At 67.7% G+C, this 19,068-nt stretch carries 12 protein-coding genes and 1 tRNA gene; 10 read left to right on the top strand and 3 right to left on the bottom strand.

Annotated features, from left to right (window positions below; genetic code table 11):
- Positions 1-37: 37 nt before the first annotated feature.
- Genes M9799_RS00580 through M9799_RS00565 form a run of 4 tightly spaced genes read left to right on the top strand, consistent with a single transcriptional unit; the run spans position 38 to position 4,954 of the window.
- Positions 38-178 (top strand): hypothetical protein, encoded by a 141-nt coding sequence (locus tag M9799_RS00580; RefSeq protein WP_263725559.1) that lies wholly within the window; start codon positions 38-40, stop codon positions 176-178.
- Positions 175-1,614 (top strand): TolC family protein, encoded by a 1,440-nt coding sequence (locus M9799_RS00575; protein ID WP_231042487.1) that lies wholly within the window; start codon positions 175-177, stop codon positions 1,612-1,614. Before M9799_RS00580 ends, M9799_RS00575 begins: the two co-directional genes overlap by 4 nt.
- Complete coding sequence (locus M9799_RS00570) at positions 1,611-3,767, top strand: type I secretion system permease/ATPase (protein ID WP_231042486.1); 2,157 nt, start codon at positions 1,611-1,613, stop codon at positions 3,765-3,767. The genes M9799_RS00575 and M9799_RS00570 overlap by 4 nt, the downstream gene beginning before the upstream one ends.
- Positions 3,764-4,954, top strand: a complete 1,191-nt coding sequence (locus M9799_RS00565; protein WP_231042485.1) for a beta-barrel domain-containing protein — start codon at positions 3,764-3,766, stop codon at positions 4,952-4,954. Before M9799_RS00570 ends, M9799_RS00565 begins: the two co-directional genes overlap by 4 nt.
- Positions 4,955-5,226: 272 nt before the next feature.
- Here M9799_RS00565 and M9799_RS00560 read toward each other — a convergent pair whose 3' ends face one another.
- Positions 5,227-6,225 (bottom strand): DNA/RNA non-specific endonuclease, encoded by a 999-nt coding sequence (locus M9799_RS00560; protein WP_255662458.1) that lies wholly within the window; start codon positions 6,223-6,225, stop codon positions 5,227-5,229.
- A 295-nt stretch (positions 6,226-6,520) separates the two neighbouring features.
- Between M9799_RS00560 and M9799_RS00555 the strand changes: the two genes are divergently transcribed.
- Positions 6,521-6,594 (top strand) — tRNA-Gly (locus M9799_RS00555).
- Positions 6,595-6,635: 41 nt separating this feature from the next.
- Here the strand turns inward: M9799_RS00555 and M9799_RS00550 are convergent.
- Complete coding sequence (locus tag M9799_RS00550; protein ID WP_231042483.1) at positions 6,636-7,808, bottom strand: GGDEF domain-containing protein; 1,173 nt, start codon at positions 7,806-7,808, stop codon at positions 6,636-6,638.
- Positions 7,809-8,122: 314 nt separating this feature from the next.
- Between M9799_RS00550 and M9799_RS00545 the strand changes: the two genes are divergently transcribed.
- The gene (locus tag M9799_RS00545) at positions 8,123-10,198 is read left to right on the top strand and encodes a DNA repair helicase YoaA (protein WP_231042482.1); all 2,076 of its coding nucleotides are present in this window, start codon (positions 8,123-8,125) and stop codon (positions 10,196-10,198) included.
- On the opposite strand, the gene M9799_RS00540 is transcribed toward M9799_RS00545, so the two are convergent.
- Positions 10,152-10,943 (bottom strand): outer membrane protein assembly factor BamD, encoded by a 792-nt coding sequence (locus M9799_RS00540; protein ID WP_231042481.1) that lies wholly within the window; start codon positions 10,941-10,943, stop codon positions 10,152-10,154. The two genes, M9799_RS00545 and M9799_RS00540, sit on opposite strands and share 47 nt — an antisense overlap.
- A 173-nt stretch (positions 10,944-11,116) precedes the next feature.
- On the opposite strand from M9799_RS00540, the gene dnaE reads away from it, so the two are divergent.
- The 4 genes from dnaE to cls all read left to right on the top strand — a co-directional run bounded on the left by dnaE (position 11,117) and on the right by cls (position 19,049).
- Positions 11,117-14,653 (top strand): DNA polymerase III subunit alpha, encoded by a 3,537-nt coding sequence (gene dnaE / locus M9799_RS00535; RefSeq protein WP_231042480.1) that lies wholly within the window; start codon positions 11,117-11,119, stop codon positions 14,651-14,653.
- Between the two features lie 113 nt (positions 14,654-14,766).
- Positions 14,767-15,120, top strand: coding sequence for an ATP-dependent Clp protease adapter ClpS (clpS, locus tag M9799_RS00530; RefSeq protein ID WP_231042479.1), 354 nt, complete (start codon positions 14,767-14,769; stop codon positions 15,118-15,120).
- A gap of 60 nt (positions 15,121-15,180) precedes the next feature.
- Entirely contained in the window at positions 15,181-17,517 is a 2,337-nt protein-coding gene (gene clpA / locus M9799_RS00525) for an ATP-dependent Clp protease ATP-binding subunit ClpA (RefSeq protein WP_231042478.1), read from the top strand.
- Between the two features lie 77 nt (positions 17,518-17,594).
- Positions 17,595-19,049 carry a cardiolipin synthase gene (cls, locus tag M9799_RS00520; RefSeq protein WP_231042477.1) on the top strand — a complete coding sequence of 485 codons (1,455 nt, stop codon included), beginning with the start codon at positions 17,595-17,597 and terminating at the stop codon, positions 19,047-19,049.
- The last annotated feature ends 19 nt before the right edge of the window (positions 19,050-19,068 follow it).

Here is a 19,068-nt window from a genome sequence, read left to right as displayed (position 1 = left end):
TTCAAGGCAGTCCATTTTTGAGGAACGAGTTGCATCCATGGGTCTTTTCATTGCTTCGACTGCCATTTCCGCTGCTCCCCAGGTCTGCGACCGGGAGCAGATTGTTCCCGACACCGATGAGGCAGCCGCCGTGCCTGTGCGCGGCGGCGGCCGCTGCCTGTCCCAGGCGCGGCCATGAGCGCCCGCATGCGCCGGGGCAGGCGGCTGGGCCTGTGCCTGCTCGTGGGCTGCTGCTGGACGGGCCAGGCGGCCTGGCCGGCCGAGGGCATGCTGCGCGTGACGCGCGGCCTTGCGCCCGCGTCCATTGCCACGGCGAAGGGCCCGATCACCGCGGCCAGCGTGGCCAGCGCCGACGGCTCCAGATCCGTCGCACCCGTGGTGGCGGATGCAGCTGCGCCGGCCCCGCCGCGCACCGGCAGGGGGCTGGCGCTGCGCGACGCCGTGCAGCAGGGCCTGGAGCGCAATCCCGCGGTGCGCTCGGCGATGGCGCGGCTGGGCCGCTCGGGCACCGAGGTGGAGATCGCGCGCGCGGGCTACCACCCCAACGTGCAGGCCGGGGTAGGCACGGCAGGCTCGAACAGCATGCGCCTGGGCTACGACGTGCTGGTGACGCAGATGCTCTACGACTGGGGCGCGGTCGAAAGCCAGATCGACAGCGCCCGTGCCACCGAGCGCCATGCGGCGCACGAGCTGCTGGTGGCGCGCGAGGATGCGGCGCTGCAGGTCAGCGAAAGCTACTTCGACGCGTTGTTCGCGCGTCGGCGCGCGGCGGTGGTGGATGGCTACATGGAGCGCCTGCAGGCGCTGCTTGAACTCAGCCAGCGCCGCGTATCGACCGGCTATGTGGACCGCAGCGAAGCCGGCCGCGTGACGCTGGCGCTGGCGCGCGCCGAGGAGCAGCGCCAGCTCGAGCAGGGCAAGCTGCAGGAGGCGCTGCAGCAATACGCGTTGCTGGTCGGCTCCCAGGCGCAGGACCTGGAGGAGCCGCCGCTCATGGTGCTGGACCAGATGCTGGGGCAGGGCCGCCATCTGTCCGGCCTGATCACCCGCGCGCCGCTGTACCTGCAGGCGGTGGAAAAAAGCCGCATCGAGGAAGCGAACATCCAGGCCGCCGATGCGGCGCTCAAGCCCCAGCTCAACCTGGAAGGTTCGGTGCAGCGCCGCGAGATCGGCGGACAGCTCACGCGCGACTCCACCCTGATGCTGCGCCTGCGCATGGCCGCGTTCCAGGGCCTGTCGAACTTCAGGCGCGTCGATGCCGCGCGCCAGGCGCTCGAAGCCGCGCAGTGGGACCGCGACCAGGTGGAGCGCGACATCCGCGGCAAGGTGCAGACCCTGCTCGAAGGCGAGGCGCCACTGGCCGCGCGCGACACCGCGTTGCGCGCGCAGATCGAGGGCGCGGACGAGATCGGCGGCATCTACCGCGAGCAGTTCCTGGTCGGCATGCGCAGCATGGTCGACCTGCTGTCCGTCGAGTCCGACCGTTTCGAGGCCGAACGCCAATGGTTGCAGCTGCAAAGCGAGCGCCAGCGCCTGCCGCTGCGCGCCATGGCCCAGCTGGGCCTGCTGGTGCCGCTGCTCGAAGACCGTATCGCTGAAAAGATGCTTCCATGAGCGCCACTCTGAACCTTGCCCCCCGGCCCGCCGCAGCGGGTGCATCCCCGCGCGATCCGGTGCGCGAGGCCCTGGTGCTGCTGTGCGCGCACTTCGGCCATGGCGTGAGCGTGGCCGAGCTGGGCCAGGGCTTTGCCCTCGAGCGCGGCCGCCTGCCCCTGGAACTCGCCCCGCGCGCGCTGCGCCGCACCGGACTGAACGCACGGGTGCAGCGCATCGCCCTGGCCGACATCACGCCGCAGCTGCTGCCGGCGCTGCTCGAGCTGCAGGACGGGCGCATGCTGCTGTGGGTGCAGAGCGAGCAGGGCAGTGCCGTGCTGCTCGACCCCGAGAGCGGCGGCGGCCGGCAGACGCTGTCCCTGGACGCGCTGCAGCCGCTCTACGCCGGCCAGGCGCTGTTCGCCCGCCCGCAGTACCGCCCCGACGCGCGCGCCGAGGGTTTTGCGCAGGATGCGCCCGCGCACTGGCTCAGGGGCCCGCTGCGCGCCTGCTGGCGCGACTACGCGCGCGTGGCGCTCGCGGCACTGATGGCCAACCTGCTGGCCATCGCCTCCTCGCTGTTCGCGCTGCAGGTCTATGACCGGGTGGTGCCCAACAGCGCCTTCGAGACGCTGTGGCTGCTGGCCAGCGGCGCGGTGCTGGCGATCGTCTTCGAGTTCGTGCTGCGCAGCCTGCGCGCGCATGTGCTGGAGGTGGTGGGCAAGCGGCTGGACCTGCAGCTGTCCACGCAGCTCTTCAACCAGGTGCTGCAGCTGCGCCTGCAGGCCAAGCCGGCGTCGATGGGCGCCTTCAGCAACCAGGTGCGCGAGTTCGAGTCGGTGCGCGAATTCTTCACCTCGACCACGGCCGCGACGCTCAGCGACCTGCCTTTCGTATTCCTGTTCATCGGCATCGTCTGGGTGATCGGCGGGCCGGTGGCCTGGGTGCCGCTGGTGGCGGTGCTGCTGATCCTGGGCGTGGGGCTGCTCACGCAGGGCATGCTCGCGCGCCTGTCGCGCCAGAATCTGCGCGAGGGCGCGATCAAGAACGGCGTGCTGCTCGAAGCCATCGAGCATCTGGAGACCGTCAAGACCACGCAGGGCGAGGGCCGCCTGCTGCAGCAATGGGAGCGGCTCACCGCCGAGATGGCCAGCGCCAGCGTGCAGCAGCGCAGCCTCAGCGCCACGATCGGCTTTGGCGCGGGGCTGGTGCAGCAGCTGTGCTATGTGGGCGTGGTGGTCGTCGGCGTCTACCAGATCAGCCAGGGGCACATGACCACCGGCGCGCTGGTCGCCTGCTCGATGCTGGCCTCGCGCGCGGTCTCGCCGATGTCGCTGGTCGCGGGCATGCTGGCGCGCTGGCAGCACGTGAAGGTGGCGATGGAAGGGCTCGACGCGCTGATGGCCTCGCCCGTGGAGCGGCCGGCCGAACGGCGCTTTGCGCGTCCGGCGTCGCTGGGCGGCCATTACCGGCTGGAGCAGCTGCGCGCGGCCTACGGCAAGGACGGACCGGTGGCGCTGGATATCCCGCAGCTGGAGATCCGCGCCGGCGAGCGCGTGGCGCTGCTGGGCGGCAATGGCGCGGGCAAGTCCACGCTGCTGCGGCTGCTGTCCGGGCTGAGCTCGCCGAGCGACGGGCAGATCACGCTGGACGATCTGGCGCTGGCGCAGATCGACCCCGCCGCGCTGCGCCAGTCCATCGGCTATCTGCCGCAGGACACTGCGCTGTTCTACGGCACGCTGCGCGACAACCTCTCGCCCCTGGGCGCGCATCTGAGCGATGACGAGATGCTCGAGGCGCTCGAAGGCGTGGGCCTGGGCGAGTTCGTGCGCGCGCATCCGCTGGGCCTGGACATGCAGCTCAGCGGCAGCGCCAGCGTCTCCGGCGGCCAGCGCCAGGCCATCGGCTTGGCACGGCTGCTCCTGCTCGATCCGCGCATCGTGCTGCTGGACGAGCCCACGGCGGCCTTCGACCAGGAAAGCGAGCTGCGCGTGATCCGCTACCTGCAGACCTGGCTGGAAGGGCGCACCCTGATCCTGTCCACGCACAAGCGCCAGCTGCTGGACCTGACGCAGCGCGCCGTCGTGCTGCGCCAGGGCCGCGTGGTCATGGACGGTCCGTTGAACCAGACGGTGCAGGGCAACCGCGTGCAGGCCAGGGAGGTGCAGGCATGAGCCGGCGCAAGAAGGAAGAAGGCGCCTTGCTGCGCTCGCTGCGCGACCCGGCGCTGTCCATGGAGCATCCGAAGGCGCGCGGCGTGTTCTGGGTCAGCGTGCTGTGCATCACGGCTTTCATCGCCTGGGCGGCGCTGGCCGAGCTCGACGAGGTCACGCGCGGCGACGGCCGCGTGATTCCTTTCAGCCGCGTGCAAAAGATCCAGAGCCTGGAGGGCGGCATCCTCAAGCAGCTGCATGTCAAGGAAGGCCAGGAGGTCGAGGCCGGGCAGATGCTGGCGGAGATCGACAACACGCGCTTTCGCTCCGCCTACCTCGAAAGCCAGAGCCACATCGAGGCGCTGAGCGCCACGGTGGCGCGGCTCGAGGCGGAAACGCTCAACCGCGAGCGCATCGCGGTGCCCGCGGACCTGCCCGCCGACAGCCGCGCGATGGCCTCGGAGCAGGCGCTGTTCAAGGCCAAGCGCGAGAAGTTCAAGGCGGCGCAGGCCTCGCTGCAAAACGAGCTGCGCCTGGCGCGCCAGCAGCTGGCCGTGATCGAGCCACTGGTGGCCACGCGCTCGGTCAGCGAGATGGAACTGCTGCGCCTGCGGCGCGAGGCGGCCGGGCTCGAGGGCCGGCTGCTGGAGCTGGGCAACGAGTATTTCCAGCAGGCCTACAGCGAGCTGTCGACCAAGAAAGCCGAGCTCAACGCGCTGCAGCAGACCTCCTTGCAAAAGGCCGACCAACTGCGCCGCACCGACCTGGTCTCGCCGGTGAAGGGCAGCGTCAACGCCATCCTGATCACCACGCGCGGCGGCGTGATCCAGCCCGGCGAGGCGATCATGGAGGTCATTCCCAGCGACGAGCAGCTGCTGGTCGAGGCCAAGGTCAAACCAAAGGACGTGGCCTTCCTGGTGCCCGGCATGCCGGCGCGCGTGAAGATCACTGCCTATGACTACACGGTGTATGGCGACCTCTCCGGGCGCCTGGAGCAGATCAGCCCCGACACCATCCAGGAAGACACGCCGCGCGGCAAGGAAGCCTTCTACAAGATATTGGTGCGCACCGAGAGCAGCCACCTGCAAAAGGGCGCGGAGAAGCTGCCGATCAAGCCCGGCATGGTGGCGGAAGTCGATGTGCTCAGCGGCAAGCGCTCGGTGCTGAACTATCTGCTGCGGCCGCTGATCAAGGCGCGGTTGAATTGAACGCGGTATGGCGCCTTCCACTCCGTTCGTCCTGAGCTTCAATAACCGTTCGTCCTGAGCCTGTCGAAGGATGAGCGGCCTATCCACGAGTTTGGGTCAATTTGCTTTGAAAAGCCCTGCTGGATTTTTCGCGCAGGCCCTTCACCCTTCGACAGGCTCAGGGCGAACGGTTGAATCCCGTTTGTCCTGATCCTGAGCTTACCCGGGCGGCTCCGTCGAAGGATCGAAGGATGAGCGGCGAGGGCAGGGCCTAAAGATCAACAGCTGTTTGTTCACCCCGGCAAGAACCGAATCCCACTCCTGCGCACCAGCTCCTCATAGCTGATCGGCGCGCTCATCCTTGTCCCCGCCGCATTCGCCTGCCAATGCGCCCAGCTCCTGCCCGTGCTCGCGTCGTAGACCAGCTTGAACAGATGGCTGGGCACCTGCACCTTGTTCGGTCCGATGGTCTTGATCGGCCCGGAATACACCGGCCCGGTGAACACATAGACATCGCCCTGCGCGCGCTGCGCGTAGCTGCGCGTGTCCTGCTCGATCTGGCTCCAGGGCCCGGCATTGTGCGCCTGGTTCTGCGGCACCATGTTGGCCAGGCTGAAGCTCTGTGCCATGGCTTCGGCGCTGGCCATGTCGCCGGCCGGCGCCATGTGGCCGCGCGAGTAGCCCGAGCCCTGGTAGTCGGCCAGTTCGGCACGCTCGGCGCGCGGCAGGCGCGCGTCGGCAAAGAACCTGTCGGTGCGCTGGCGCCCCTTGGCCTGCGCGATGGTTGCGCGGTTCAGCCGCTCGGCGACGAACACCGGGGTCTTGTGGCTGCCGCTGTGCAGCACCGCGAAGGCGCTGTAGCACAGCTCGCGCAGATTGGACGAGTCCGGCACCATGGGCGGCTGGCCCGCGGGAAAATGCTGGCGGCATTGCGAGAACTGCGTGGCGCTGCTGCTGGGCGTGCCGGCCACCGAGGAGCTGGCGCTGCCAGACGTGCCGACCGGCAGCCCGAGCAGGTCATGCAGCACATAGCGCGTGAGCCCATCGGCCAGCGGGGTGAGGGTGGCCAGCACCGAGGCCAGCAGCGGAGCCGCCACCGTGCCGCTGAACTTGGCCAGCATCGAGTCATAAAGACCCGAGCCCAGTGTGCAACCCGACACCTGGTGGCCCACGGCCGCCGAGGAGGTCAAGCCGAACCAGAACCGGCGCATCCGCAGGAGGCCATTGATCTTGGAAAACACCTCGCTCTTGAAAGAGCGTCTGCGTCTGGCCTTGCGGGGTCGCTTCGTCATTCTGCGCGGATGTTAACCTCCAAACGCCGAGCTCCCGTCCTTGGGCCGAATGTTTGCACTCGCACCGCAGGCGCCCCGCGCGGGCGCTTCACGCAAGTGATTGTCAGCACTGGATAAACTTGCGCGCAGCAGAGCTCATTCAGTGCTAAACACTGTAGTTTTCCTCAGGTATTAATTCGCCTTGCGAGCCTTGAATGCGTCGGCCTCATGTAACGGCTGGTAGCCGGCCGCGCAAATATCCTATACTTGCGGCTTTGGTAGCCTCCCCCGGTGCGGCGTGGAGGCATCACCTGAAGCGGGCGTAGTTCAATGGTAGAACTTCTGCTTCCCAAGCAGATAGCGTGGGTTCGATTCCCATCGCCCGCTCCACTTTCCACGCACTCGGCAATGGCCCGGCTCGGCCAGCGGCTTCACAGCCCCCGCGCTGCCTTCTCCCGCACCCTGCGCGCCACATGCACCCGGTCGCGCCCCGCCTGTTTGGCCTGGTAGAGCAGCCCATCGGCATGCGACAGCGCAGCCGACAGCTGCGACAGGTCCTCGATCGGCGCGATGCCGAAGCTGATGGTCATGCGCTCGCCGTTGGGCAGCAGGCTCCTGTCCTCGCTCAGCTGGGTGCGTATGCGCTGGGCGATCTGTTCCGCGCCGGCCAGATCGCTGCGCAGCAGCAGCACGAACTCCTCGCCGCCGAAGCGTGCCACCAGGTCGCCCGCGCGCACCTGCTGGGTCAGCGCATGGGCGACGTTCTGCAGCACGTAATCGCCGCGCGCATGGCCCCAGCTGTCGTTGATGCGCTTGAAATGGTCGATGTCGCCGATCAGCAGCGTCCAGGGGCCGAGCCGGGGATCGCTGAGCAGGGGTTCGGCCGCCTCGCGAAAGGCGCGGCGGTTGAGCAGGTTGGTCAGCGGGTCCATGTTGCGCTCGGTGCGCAGCGCGCTCAGGGCGTCGCGCACCGAGTTGGCGAGCAGCAGCATCGCGAACAGCAGGACGAACAGCATGGTGGTGGCCAGCATCATCAGCCAATAAGAGGAGAAGCCACGCCCGTCTTCGGTCAGGCTGCCCAGCGCCAGCGACAGCAGCGGGCGAATGCTGGTGTTGACCGCGAACAGCACATAGGACCAGTACATCGTGCGCTCGAGCCACCCGGTGGCCGGACGCAGGCGCAGGATGTGCGGCGCCGGCAGCAGCTGCAGCAGCCCCAGTCCGGCGTTGAGCCAGTAGAGCCGCGTCCAGATATCGGGCACCACCTGGCTGTAGTAATGAAGGGCCAGCAGCACCACCGCGCTGATGAGCAGTCCAAGCCGCGGATGCGCCGACACGCCGTAATAGCCCGCAATGCCGCGCGCGAAGCTCCAGGCGCCGAACAGGTACATCACGCCCGTGAACACGGCCCAGCGCTGCAGCTCCTCGGGCGGCAGCAGCGTCTGCCAGGCCAGCGCCAGCCCCACCAGCGCATAGCTTCCCGCGACCCACGGCAGATAGCGGTGGCGCCGCTGCACCAGCCAGCAGCCCACCAGCGTGCAGCCCAGCAGCAGCATGCAGGCCGGGATGATCAGCAGAAAGAGGCGGTCGATGGGAAAAGACACGGGAACGGAAAAGGCCAATACGGGAAATGGTGTGGCACGCCCGACCCCTCATGTGCAGGCGGAAGCCGATCGGCAGCGGCGGCCATGCGGCGCGCCTGCCATGCGAACAGGCCGGAATTGGACGCAGATGAGGACGCCGGGCGGCATTTTCATGCATGTACCAAAAGCCCTTGGGAATGCTTGGTTCTCCCTCCGCCAGCGGGCTGGGCGGCCCTGCTTCGACCCGGGACAAAGAGGCAGGAGCCGGCTGGAACCGCGCGCGCGTGGCAAGCTCTTAGAATTCCTGCCAGTTGTGCAGCGGTTCCAGGAGCGGCGTGAACGATTATTTTTCCGCCGTGCAGGCGGCTTTCTCGGCAGACGGCGTGATCGCGCGGGCGCAGCCGCATTTCCGGCCACGCGGCGGGCAGACCGAAATGGCGCTGGCCGTGGCCGAAACCATCTCCGATGGCGGCGTGCTGGTGGTCGAGGCCGGCACTGGCGTCGGCAAGACCTATTCCTATCTGGTGCCGGTGCTGCTCAGCGGGCAGCGCGTGCTGATCTCCACCGCCACCAAGGCGCTGCAGGACCAGCTCTTCTCGCGCGACCTCCCGGGCCTGGCGCAGATGCTGGGGCTGCCGCTGCGCATGGCCCAGCTCAAGGGCCGGCCCAGCTATCTGTGCCAGCACCACCTCGGCCAGGCGCGACAGGGACGCGGCGCGCCCAAGGACCCGCAGCTGCTGCGCACGCTGGCGCAAGTCGAGGAATGGGCGCGCGTCACGCGCAGCGGCGACTTGGCCGAGCTTTCGAGCATTCCCGAGGACTCTCCCGTCTGGCCACTGGTCACTTCGACGCGCGACAACTGCCTGGGCAGCGCCTGCCCGCAGTTCGGGCCCTGCCACCTCAACGTGGCGCGGCGCGAGGCGCTGGTGGCCGATGTGGTGGTGGTCAATCACCACCTGTTCTTCGCCGATCTGGAAGTGCGCGAATCGGGCGTGGCGCAGCTGCTGCCGTCGGTGGGCGTGGTGGTGTTCGACGAGGCCCACCAGCTCAATGAAACGGGCATACAGTTCGCCGGCACGCTGGTGGGCACGGCGCAGTTGCAGGGCTATGCGCGGGATTTCCTGGCGCAGACGCTGGAGCATGCGCGCGGCATGGGCGACTGGATGCAGCTGAGCGCCGATCTGGAGCGCACCGTGCGCGACCTAAGGCTGGCGGCGGGCCGCACGGCGGTGGGCGAGCGGCTGCGCTGGCTGGGCGCCGTGCCCGACGGGCTCGACGCCCATGTCTGGTCGCACGCCTTCTCGTCGCTGGGCCAGGCGCTGCATGCGGCGCTGGTGGCGCTCGGGGCCGTCGAGGAAATGGCGGCCGAGCTGCGCCAGCTCTATGCGCGCGGCGAGGCGCTGCTGCGCCGGCTGGCGCTGTTCGGCAAGACCAGCAGCGACGACAGCGTGCGCTGGCTCGATGTCGGCAGCCGCCATCTGCGCATGATCGAGTCGCCGCTGAGCATCGCGCGCATCGTGCGCACGCGGCTGCTGCAGGAGGGCGAAGGGGCGGACGGCGCCGGCCCGCGCCCCGGTGCCTGGATCTTCACCTCGGCCACGCTGGGCGACGACGCCGACCTCAGCTGGTTCACCGAGCCGTGCGGGCTGCGCGACGCGCGCGTGCTGCGCGTGGACAGTCCCTTCGATTATGCGCATCAGGCGGCCGTCTATGTACCGCAGGAATTTCCCGCGCCTGGCACGCCCGCGCACAGCGCCGAGGTCGCGGCCCTGGTGCAGCGCTCGGCCGAGGTGCTGGGCGGGCGCACGCTGGTGCTGACGACGACCACCAAGGCGCTGCAGGCCATCGGCGCGGCGCTGCAGGCGCAGTTCGGCCTGTTCTCGGATCTGGAGGTGCTGGTGCAGGGCCAGGCGCCCAAGCAGTTGCTGCTCGAGCGCTTTCGCGCCGGCCGGCAAGGCGCTGGCCGGCAAGGCGCTGGTCAAGCGGGCGGGCGCGGCTGCATCCTGGTGGCCTCTGCGACCTTCTGGGAGGGCGTGGACATGCCCGGCGACGCGCTGGAGCTGGTGGTGATCGACAAGCTGCCGTTCCCTCCGCCCGACGATCCGCTGGTCGAGGCGCGCTCGCAGCAGCTCGAAGCCGTGGGGCGCAGCGCGTTCCGCGATTACATGCTGCCCGAGGCGGCAATGGCCCTCAAGCAGGGCGCGGGCAGGTTGATCCGGCGCGAAACCGACCAGGGCGTGCTGGTCATCGCCGATACGCGGCTGGTGGCCAAGCCCTATGGCCGGCGGCTGCTGGCGGCGCTGCCGCCGATGCGCCGCCTGCATACGAGCGCCGATTACGACGCGGCGCTGCAGGCGCTGGCGCTCACCAGAACTTCCACCAGGGATTCGTCTTCCTCGGCAGCTCCGTAGAGGCACCATCGGGGTAGGTGGTCTGCAGCACGCGCTGGGCGTCGTCGCGCAGCTGTGTCATGCCCAGCGCATCGTAGGACTTGATCAGGATCAGCAGCGCCTCGCGCACAGCCGGCACGCCTTCGTAGTCCGCCAGCGCGGTCTGCGCGCGGCCGATGGCCGCCACGTAGGCGCCGCGCTCGTAGTAGTAGCGCGCGACATGCACCTCGTACTGGGCCAGCGAATTGACGATATAGGTCATGCGCTGGCGCGAATCGTTGGCGTACTTCGACTCTGGAAAACGCGTGACCACGGCGCGGAAGGACTCGTAGGAATCCTTGGCCGCCTGCTGGTCGCGCTCGGACAGGTCCTGGCGCGACAGCCAGGCGAACATGCCCAGGTTGTCGTTGAAGTTGACCAGGCCCTTGAGGTAGAGCGCGTAATCGGTGGCCGGGCTGGCCGGGTGCAGCTTCAGGAAGCGGTCGAGCGTGGCCTGCGCCTGGGCCTTGTCGCCGGCCTTGTACTGGGCATAGGCCTTCTCGAGCTGGGCCTGCTGCGCCAGTGGCGTGCCGGCGGCGCGGCCTTCGAGCTTCTCGAACAGCGGCACGGCCTTGTCGAAGGCGCCGGCCGAGACCTCGTCGCGCGCTTCAGTGTAGATCCGGTCGGGAGTCCATTTCGCGGTGGGATCTTCCTGGGTCTGGGCACAAGCCGCCAGCAGGCCCGCAGCGAGCACGGCAGGAAGAAGGGGCGAGGACAAACGCAGCATGGCAGGAAGCTTTCTGGCAATGAGGGGCATCTGGTGTGGGGCACTCCGGGGAGTGCCAAGGCCGATAAAGGCGCAGGATACGGCATTGTAATGTCCGCAAAGGCCCGCGCCCCGCGGGGCCTGCGGGCGCCGGCTCGCGGCGCCCCGGGCCGGGCCTTTCTACAATACCGGCCATGTTTGTTCATCTGCGCCTGCACTCCGAGTTCTCCGTCATCGATGGGACCACCCGTATCAACGCCATCGTGAAGGCCGCTGCCGCCGATGGGCAGCCCGCGCTGGCCATCACCGACTACAACAACATGTTCGGTGCGATCAAGTTCTACAAGGAAGGGCGGGGCAAGGGCGTCAAGCCGGTGCTGGGCACCGAGATCCAGCTCGAGGGCGAGGAGGGCGCGGCCCCTTCGCGCGTGGTCCTGCTGGTGCAGAACAAGACCGGCTACCACAACCTGTGCGAGCTGCTGGCGCGCGGCTGGACGCGCAATGTCGTCAGGTCGCAGGCCTGCTACACCTGGGAGTGGCTGCAGGAACTGGGCGAGGGGCTCATCGTGCTGTCGGGCGCGCAGGCCGGCCCCGTGGGGCAGGCGCTGATGCGCGGTGACCTGCCGGGCGCCACCAACCAGGCGCTGCGGCTGGCGAAGATGTTCCCGCACCGCTTCTACATGGAGCTGCAGCGCGCGGGCCGCGCGGACGACGAGGCGCATGTGCTGGCGGCCGTGCAATTGGCCGCGCGCCTGAATCTTCCGGTGGTGGCCACGCACCCGATCCAGTTCGCCGGCCCCGACGACTACGAAGCCCATGAGGCGCGCGTGTGCATTGCCGAGGGCGAGATCCTGGGCAACCCCAAGCGCGTGCGGCGCTTCACGCGCGAGCAGCACTTCAAGACCCAGGCCGAGATGCAGGCGCTGTTCGCCGACCTGCCCTCGGCACTGGCCAACAGCGTGGAGATCGCGCGCCGCTGCAGCCTGACGCTGGTGCTGGGCAAGCCGCAGCTGCCCAACTTCCCCGTGCCCGAGGGCATGACCGAAGAGTCGTTCTTCCGCAAGGAGTCCTTCGACGGGCTGGAAGTGCGGCTGGAGCTGCTCTATCCCGATGCCGCCAGGCGCGACGCCGAGCGCCCGCGCTATGTGGAGCGGCTCGAGTTCGAGCTGAACACCATCCTGAAGATGGGCTTCCCCGGCTACTTCCTGATCGTGGGCGACTTCATCAAGTGGGCCAAGAACAACGGCTGCCCGGTCGGCCCGGGCCGCGGTTCGGGCGCGGGCTCGCTGGTCGCCTACGTGCTGAACATCACCGACCTGGACCCACTGGAATACAACCTGCTGTTCGAGCGCTTCCTGAACCCGGAGCGGGTGTCGATGCCCGACTTCGACATCGACTTCTGCCAGTCCAACCGCGACCGCGTCATCGACTACGTCAAGCAGCGCTACGGCCGCGACGCGGTCAGCCAGATCGCGACCTTCGGCACCATGGCCGCGCGCGCCGCCATCCGCGACGTGGGCCGGGTGCTGGACATGAGCTACACCTTCTGCGACGGCATCTCCAAGCTGATCCCGAACAAGCCCGGCCTGCACGTCACGCTGAAATACCCGCCGAATCCGAAGAAGGACGGCGACAAGTACACCTACGCGATCGAGGCCGAGCCCCTGCTTGCCGAGCGCATCGAGAAGGAAGAGGACGTCAAGACGCTGATCGAGATGGCCCAGCGCCTGGAAGGCATGACGCGCAATATCGGCATGCACGCCGGCGGCGTGGTCATTGCGCCGGGGCGGCTGGCCGATTTCTGCCCGCTCTACCAGCAGCCGGGCAGCGATTCGGCCGTCAGCCAGTTCGACAAGGACGATGTCGAGTCGGTCGGCCTGGTCAAGTTCGACTTCCTGGGCCTGGCGACGCTCACGATCCTGGAGATCGCGCGCGAATTCATCATGCAGCGCCACAAGGGCCAGGAGAATTTCGCCTACGAGCGCATTCCGCTCGACGACCATCTGACCTACAAGCTGTTCTCCGAAGGCAAGACCGAGGCGGTGTTCCAGTTCGAAAGCCGCGGCATGCAGGGCATGCTGCGCGACGCCAAGCCGAGCCGCCTCGAGGACCTGATCGCGCTCAACGCGCTGTACCGCCCGGGCCCGATGGACCTGATCCCCAGCTTCGTGGCGCGCAAGCACGGGCGCGAGGTGGTCGAGTACCCGCACCCGATGGTCGAGAAGGTGCTGGCCGAGACCTACGGCATCATGGTCTACCAGGAGCAGGTGATGCAGACCGCGCAGGTGCTCGGCGGCTACTCGCTGGGCGGCGCCGACCTGCTGCGCCGCGCGATGGGCAAGAAGAAGGCCGACGAGATGGCCAAGCACCGCGAACTGTTCCGCGAAGGCGCGGCCAAGAACGGGCTGGACGAGGCAAAGGCCGACGAGGTCTTCGACCTGATGGAGAAGTTCGCCGGCTACGGCTTCAACAAGTCGCACGCCGCCGCCTACTCGCTGCTGGCCTACCACACCGGCTGGCTCAAGGTGCACTACACGGCCGAGTTCTTCTGCGCCAACATGACGGTGGAAATGGACGACACCGACAAGCTCAAGGTGCTCTACGAAGACGCGCTGAAGATGGGTTTGACCTTCGAGCCGCCGGACGTGAACCGCGGCCGCCACCGCTTCGAGCCCGTGACCGACAAGGTCATCCGCTACGGCCTGGGCGCCGTCAAGGGCGGCGGGCAGGCGGCCATCGAGGCCATCGTCGCCGCGCGCGAAGGCACGGGCACCGGCCCGCGCGGTTCGGAGAAGGGGCCGTTCAAGAGCCTGTTCGACTTCTGCGTGCGCGTGGACCGCACGCGGCTGAACAAGCGCACGCTCGAAGCCCTGATCAAGGCCGGGGCCTTCGACTCCATCCACCAGAACCGCGCGGCGCTGGTGGCGTCCATCGACACCGCCTTCGAGTTCGCCAACGCCACCCATGCCAACGCCAACCAGGGCGGCCTGTTCGACATGATGGGCGACGACGCCGTGGGCTCGAGCACGCAGGAGCCGGAGCTGGCCGAGCGCCTGCCCTGGGGCATCAAGGAGCGGCTCACCTTCGAGAAGACCGCCGTGGGTTTCTACCTCTCGGGCCATCTGTTCGACGAGGTCGAAACCGAGGTGCGGCGCTTCGTGCGCACGCGCATCGAGGAGATGCGCGACAGCCGCGAGCCGCAGGTCATGGCCGGCATCATCAGCGATTTCCGCGCCATCACCGGCCAGCGCGGGCGCCTGGGCCTGTTCAAGATCGACGACAAGTCCGGCACCATCGAGGCCTCGGCCGACGAGGGCGTGCTCAACGCGCACAAGGAGCTGCTCAAGGAGGACGAGTTCGTCGTCGTCAGCGGCCGGCTGCAGCTCGACCACTTCAGCGGCGGCCTGCGCATGAAGGTGCAGCAGCTGTGGAGCCTGGCCGATGCGCGCTGCAAGTTCGGGCGCTATTTGCAGGTCAGCGTGGGCGAGACCATGCCCGACGTGCTGCGCGTGCTGGGCGACTTCCCGGCGCGGCGCGTGGAGCAGGAGCAGGCCGAGCCCCTGGTGCACGGCCTGCGCGTGCGCCTGGGCCTGCGCTGCGAGTCGCCGCGCGGCGCGGCCACGGCCGAGCTGCAGCTGGGCGAGCAAAGCCGCTTCTACCCCAGCGACGCGGCGCTGGCGGCCTGGTCGGCCCAGGCGGGCAGCGGCCAGGCCGTGGTCATCTACGAATGAAAACAAGGGCTTGGCGGAGCGGGCGCAAAAGGCTGCTCCGCGGGCTTGAAATCGGCTCCATCCTTCCCATCTGCAAAGACAAAAGAGCCTCGGTGGCTCGCTAGAATGAATTCATGACACAACCCCCTCACATTCCACCCAAGCCCCCCGAGGGCCCAGGCACAGATGATGCCGGTTCGGTCGTGATGGAGCGGCGCGCGCAGCGTGTGGAGCCACCGAAGCTGTACCAGGTTGTCATGCTCAACGACGACTACACGCCAATGGAGTTCGTCATTGCCGTGCTCCAGGAGCTGTTCGGCAAGGACCGCGAGACCGCCACCCAGATCATGCTGAAGATCCATCTGGACGGCCGGGGCGTATGCGGGGTCTATCCGCGCGACATCGCGGCCACCAAGGTCGATCAGGTGCATCAGGCGGCAGCAAAAGCCGGCCATCCACTACAGGCGACATTGGAGCCTGTTGAATAAGCTGCAACCGCCCCGATTTATCTCCATAATGAAATCACGCAAGCCCAAAGGAGTCCCTTCATGATTGCTCAGGAACTGGAAGTCAGCTTGCACATGGCCTTTGTCGAGGCCCGTCAGCAGCGCCACGAATTCATCACCGTGGAGCACCTCTTGCTCGCGCTGCTCGACAATCCCAGTGCGGCCGAAGTGTTGCGCGCCTGCTCGGCGAGCATCGACGATCTGCGTGCATCCCTGTCCAACTTCATCAAGGACAACACGCCGCAGGTCGCAGGCAGCGACGAAGTCGATACCCAACCCACGCTGGGATTCCAGCGGGTGATCCAGCGCGCCATCATGCACGTGCAGTCCACGGGCAATGGCAAGAAGGAAGTCAACGGCGCCAACGTGCTGGTGGCGATCTTCGGCGAGAAGGACTCCCATGCCGTCTACTACCTGCACCAGCAGGGCGTGACGCGCCTGGACGTGGTCAACTTCATCGCCCACGGCATCAAGAAGAGCGAGCCGCCGGAGGCCGCCAAGTCCGACGGCCATGCCGAGGGCGAAGAGGGCGGCGCCAGCGAGCGCCAGGAAAAGGCCTCGCCGCTCGAGCAGTTCACGCTCAACCTGAACCAGGCGGCCAAGGAAGGCAAGATCGATCCGCTGATCGGGCGCAACTACGAAGTCGAGCGCACGATCCAGATCCTGTGCCGCCGCCGCAAGAACAACCCGCTGCTCGTCGGTGAGGCCGGCGTGGGCAAGACCGCGATCGCCGAGGGCCTGGCCTGGCGCATCACGCAGGGCGACGTGCCGGAAATCCTTGCCGACTCCGTCGTGTATTCGCTCGACATGGGTTCGCTGCTGGCGGGCACCAAGTACCGCGGCGATTTCGAGCAGCGCCTGAAGGGCGTGCTCAAGTCGCTCAAGGACAAGCCCAATGCGGTGCTGTTCATCGACGAGATCCACACCCTGATCGGTGCCGGCGCGGCCTCGGGCGGCACGCTCGATGCGTCCAACCTGCTCAAGCCGGCGCTGTCGAGCGGCCAGCTCAAGTGCATCGGCGCCACGACGTTCACCGAATACCGCGGCATCTTCGAGAAGGACGCAGCGCTGTCGCGCCGTTTCCAGAAAGTGGACGTCGTCGAGCCCACGGTGCCCGAGACGGTGGAGATCCTCAAGGGCCTGAAGACCCGCTTCGAGGAACACCACAACGTCAAGTACGCCGCGGCGGCGCTGCAGGCCGCGGCCGAGCTGTCGGCCAAGTACATCAACGACCGCCATCTGCCCGACAAGGCCATCGACGTGATCGATGAAGCCGGCGCCGCGCAGCGCATCGTCATCGCGTCCAAGCGCAAGAAGACCATCGGCAAGGCCGAGATCGAGGAAATCGTCGCGAAGATCGCGCGCATTCCCCCGGCCAACGTCTCGAACGACGACCGCAGCAAGCTGCAGACGCTCGAGCGCGACCTCAAGAGCGTGGTCTTCGGCCAGGACAAGGCGCTGGAAGTGCTGGCTTCGGCCGTGAAGATGGCGCGCTCCGGCCTGGGCAAGGGCGACAAGCCGATCGGCTCGTTCCTGTTCAGCGGCCCCACGGGCGTGGGCAAGACCGAGGCTGCCAAGCAGCTGGCCTTCATCATGGGCGTGGACCTGATCCGCTTCGACATGTCGGAGTACATGGAGCGCCACGCGGTGAGCCGCCTGATCGGCGCGCCGCCGGGCTACGTCGGTTTCGACCAGGGCGGCCTGCTGACCGAGGCGATCACCAAGAAGCCGCACGCCGTGCTGCTGCTCGACGAGATCGAGAAGGCGCACCCGGACATCTTCAACGTGCTGCTGCAGGTCATGGACCACGGCACGCTGACGGACAACAACGGGCGCAAGGCCGACTTCCGCAACGTCATCATCATCATGACGACGAACGCGGGTGCCGAGACCATGAACAAGGCCAGCATCGGCTTCACCAACCCGCGTGCGGCGGGCGACGAGATGGGCGACATCAAGCGCCTGTTCACGCCCGAGTTCCGCAACCGGCTGGACGCGATCGTGGGCTTCAAGTCGCTCGACGAGCAGGTCATCATGCGCGTGGTCGACAAGTTCCTGCTGCAGCTGGAGACCCAGCTGGCGGAGAAGCGCGTCGAGGTCACGTTCACCGATGCGCTGCGCAAGCACCTGGCGAAGAAGGGCTTCGATCCGCTGATGGGCGCGCGCCCGATGCAGCGCCTGATCCAGGACACCATCCGCCGCTCGCTGGCCGACGAACTGCTGTTCGGCCGCCTGGTCGAGGGCGGGCGCCTGAACGTGGACTGGGTCGAGGGCACGGGCGATGCCCAGGGCGAGGTGCAGCTGGACATCCAGCCGCTGCCGCGCAAGGACAAGGGCCGCTCCGAGCCGGCCGAGCCCGAAGAGGCCACCACCGATTGATCACCGCCGCGTGACACCCTCCCCGAGCCGACAGCCTGCGCTGTCGGCTTTTTTTGGTCTTTTCAAAGGCATCCGTCGTGCAATGGTTCAGCGAATACTGGAACTCCGAGAATGCGATCTCGCTGTTCTGGCTGGTTTGGTGGGTTTACGCTCTCGTGATTGGCGTCTGGGTACTGATGCAGCGCAGCGCGCCGGTGGCGACACTGGGCTGGCTGCTGGCGCTGGCCGCGCTGCCCGTGGGCGGCCTGGGCGTCTATTACTTCTTCGGCCCGCAACGCCTCAAGCGCCTGCGCAACAAGCGGCTGCGCCGCCACCGCGCCTCGCGCCTGCGCGTGAGCGCGGCGCGGCTGCGCGAGCGCATGCCGGCCGCCACCGAGCGCCTGCACCAGGTGGCGCGCCTGGTCAGCCGCACGGCGGAGTTCCCGGTCAGCAGCGCCGAGCGCATGGAACTGCTGGTCGGCGGCGACCGCACCTATGACGCGCTGCTCGAGGCGGTGCGCGCGGCGCAGCACCATGTGCATCTGGAGTATTACGTCTTCGAGCCCGACCGCACCGGCACCGCGCTGATGGAAGCGCTCGTCGAGCGCGCGCGCGCCGGCGTCAAGGTGCGCATGCTGGTCGACTCGATGGGCTCGAAGAAGCTCAAGCGCAAGTTCTACGCGCCGCTGGTCGAGGCCGGCGGGGAGTTCGCTTTCTTCCACCAGTCGAAGATCGGCCGGCGCCTGCGCCCGGTGATCAACTTCCGCACCCACCGCAAGATCATGGTCTGCGACGGCACCGTGGGCTTCACCGGCGGCGTGAACATCACCGACGAGGAGGACAGCCGCGTGATGGACTGTGCCTACCACGACGTGCATCTGCGCCTCGAAGGCCCCGTGGTCAACTGGCTGCAGACGGTGTTCCTGGAGGACTGGTCCTATGCGCTGGAGCGCACGCACCCGGTGGAGCCGCCGGACCTCGACGAACTTCTGCCCGAAATGCCCGAGGGCCAGCACGCGGTGCAGGTCGTGAGCTCGGGCCCGGACAACCGGCTCGAAGCCATCCACCGCGCCTATGTCGCCGCGATCAACGCGGCCGATCACCGGGTGTTGCTGACGACACCGTATTTCGTGCCCACCGAGTCGGCCATGACCGCGCTCACCAATGCCGCGCTGCGCGGGGTGGACGTGCAGATCCTGGTGCCGGAGAAGTCGGACTCGTTCATCGTCACGGCAGCGGCGCGCTCGTATTTCGACGAGCTGATCGCCTGCGGCGCCAAGGTGTACGAGTACCGCGCGCGCATGCTGCATTCCAAGACCCTGGTCGTGGACGACAGCATGGCGATCATCGGGACGGCGAATTTCGACCACCGCAGCTTCTTCCTGAACTACGAGGTCTGCGCCATCGCCTACGGGCTCAAGCTCAACGGCGACCTGGCGCAGCAGTTCGCCCTGGACCTGCAGAACGCGCGCCAGGTGCATTACGAGCGCAAGCAGCGCTTCCTGGTGCGGCTCTGGGACTCACTGGCGCGTTTGTGCTCCCCCTTGCTTTGATGGGCTGCGTGGACAATTC

The sequence above is a fragment of the Comamonas endophytica genome, assembly GCF_023634805.2.
Lineage (GTDB): Bacteria > Pseudomonadota > Gammaproteobacteria > Burkholderiales > Burkholderiaceae_C > Comamonas > Comamonas endophytica.
Note: the sequence above shows the minus strand (reverse complement) of the source record. Positions and strands in the feature narration are given on the sequence as shown.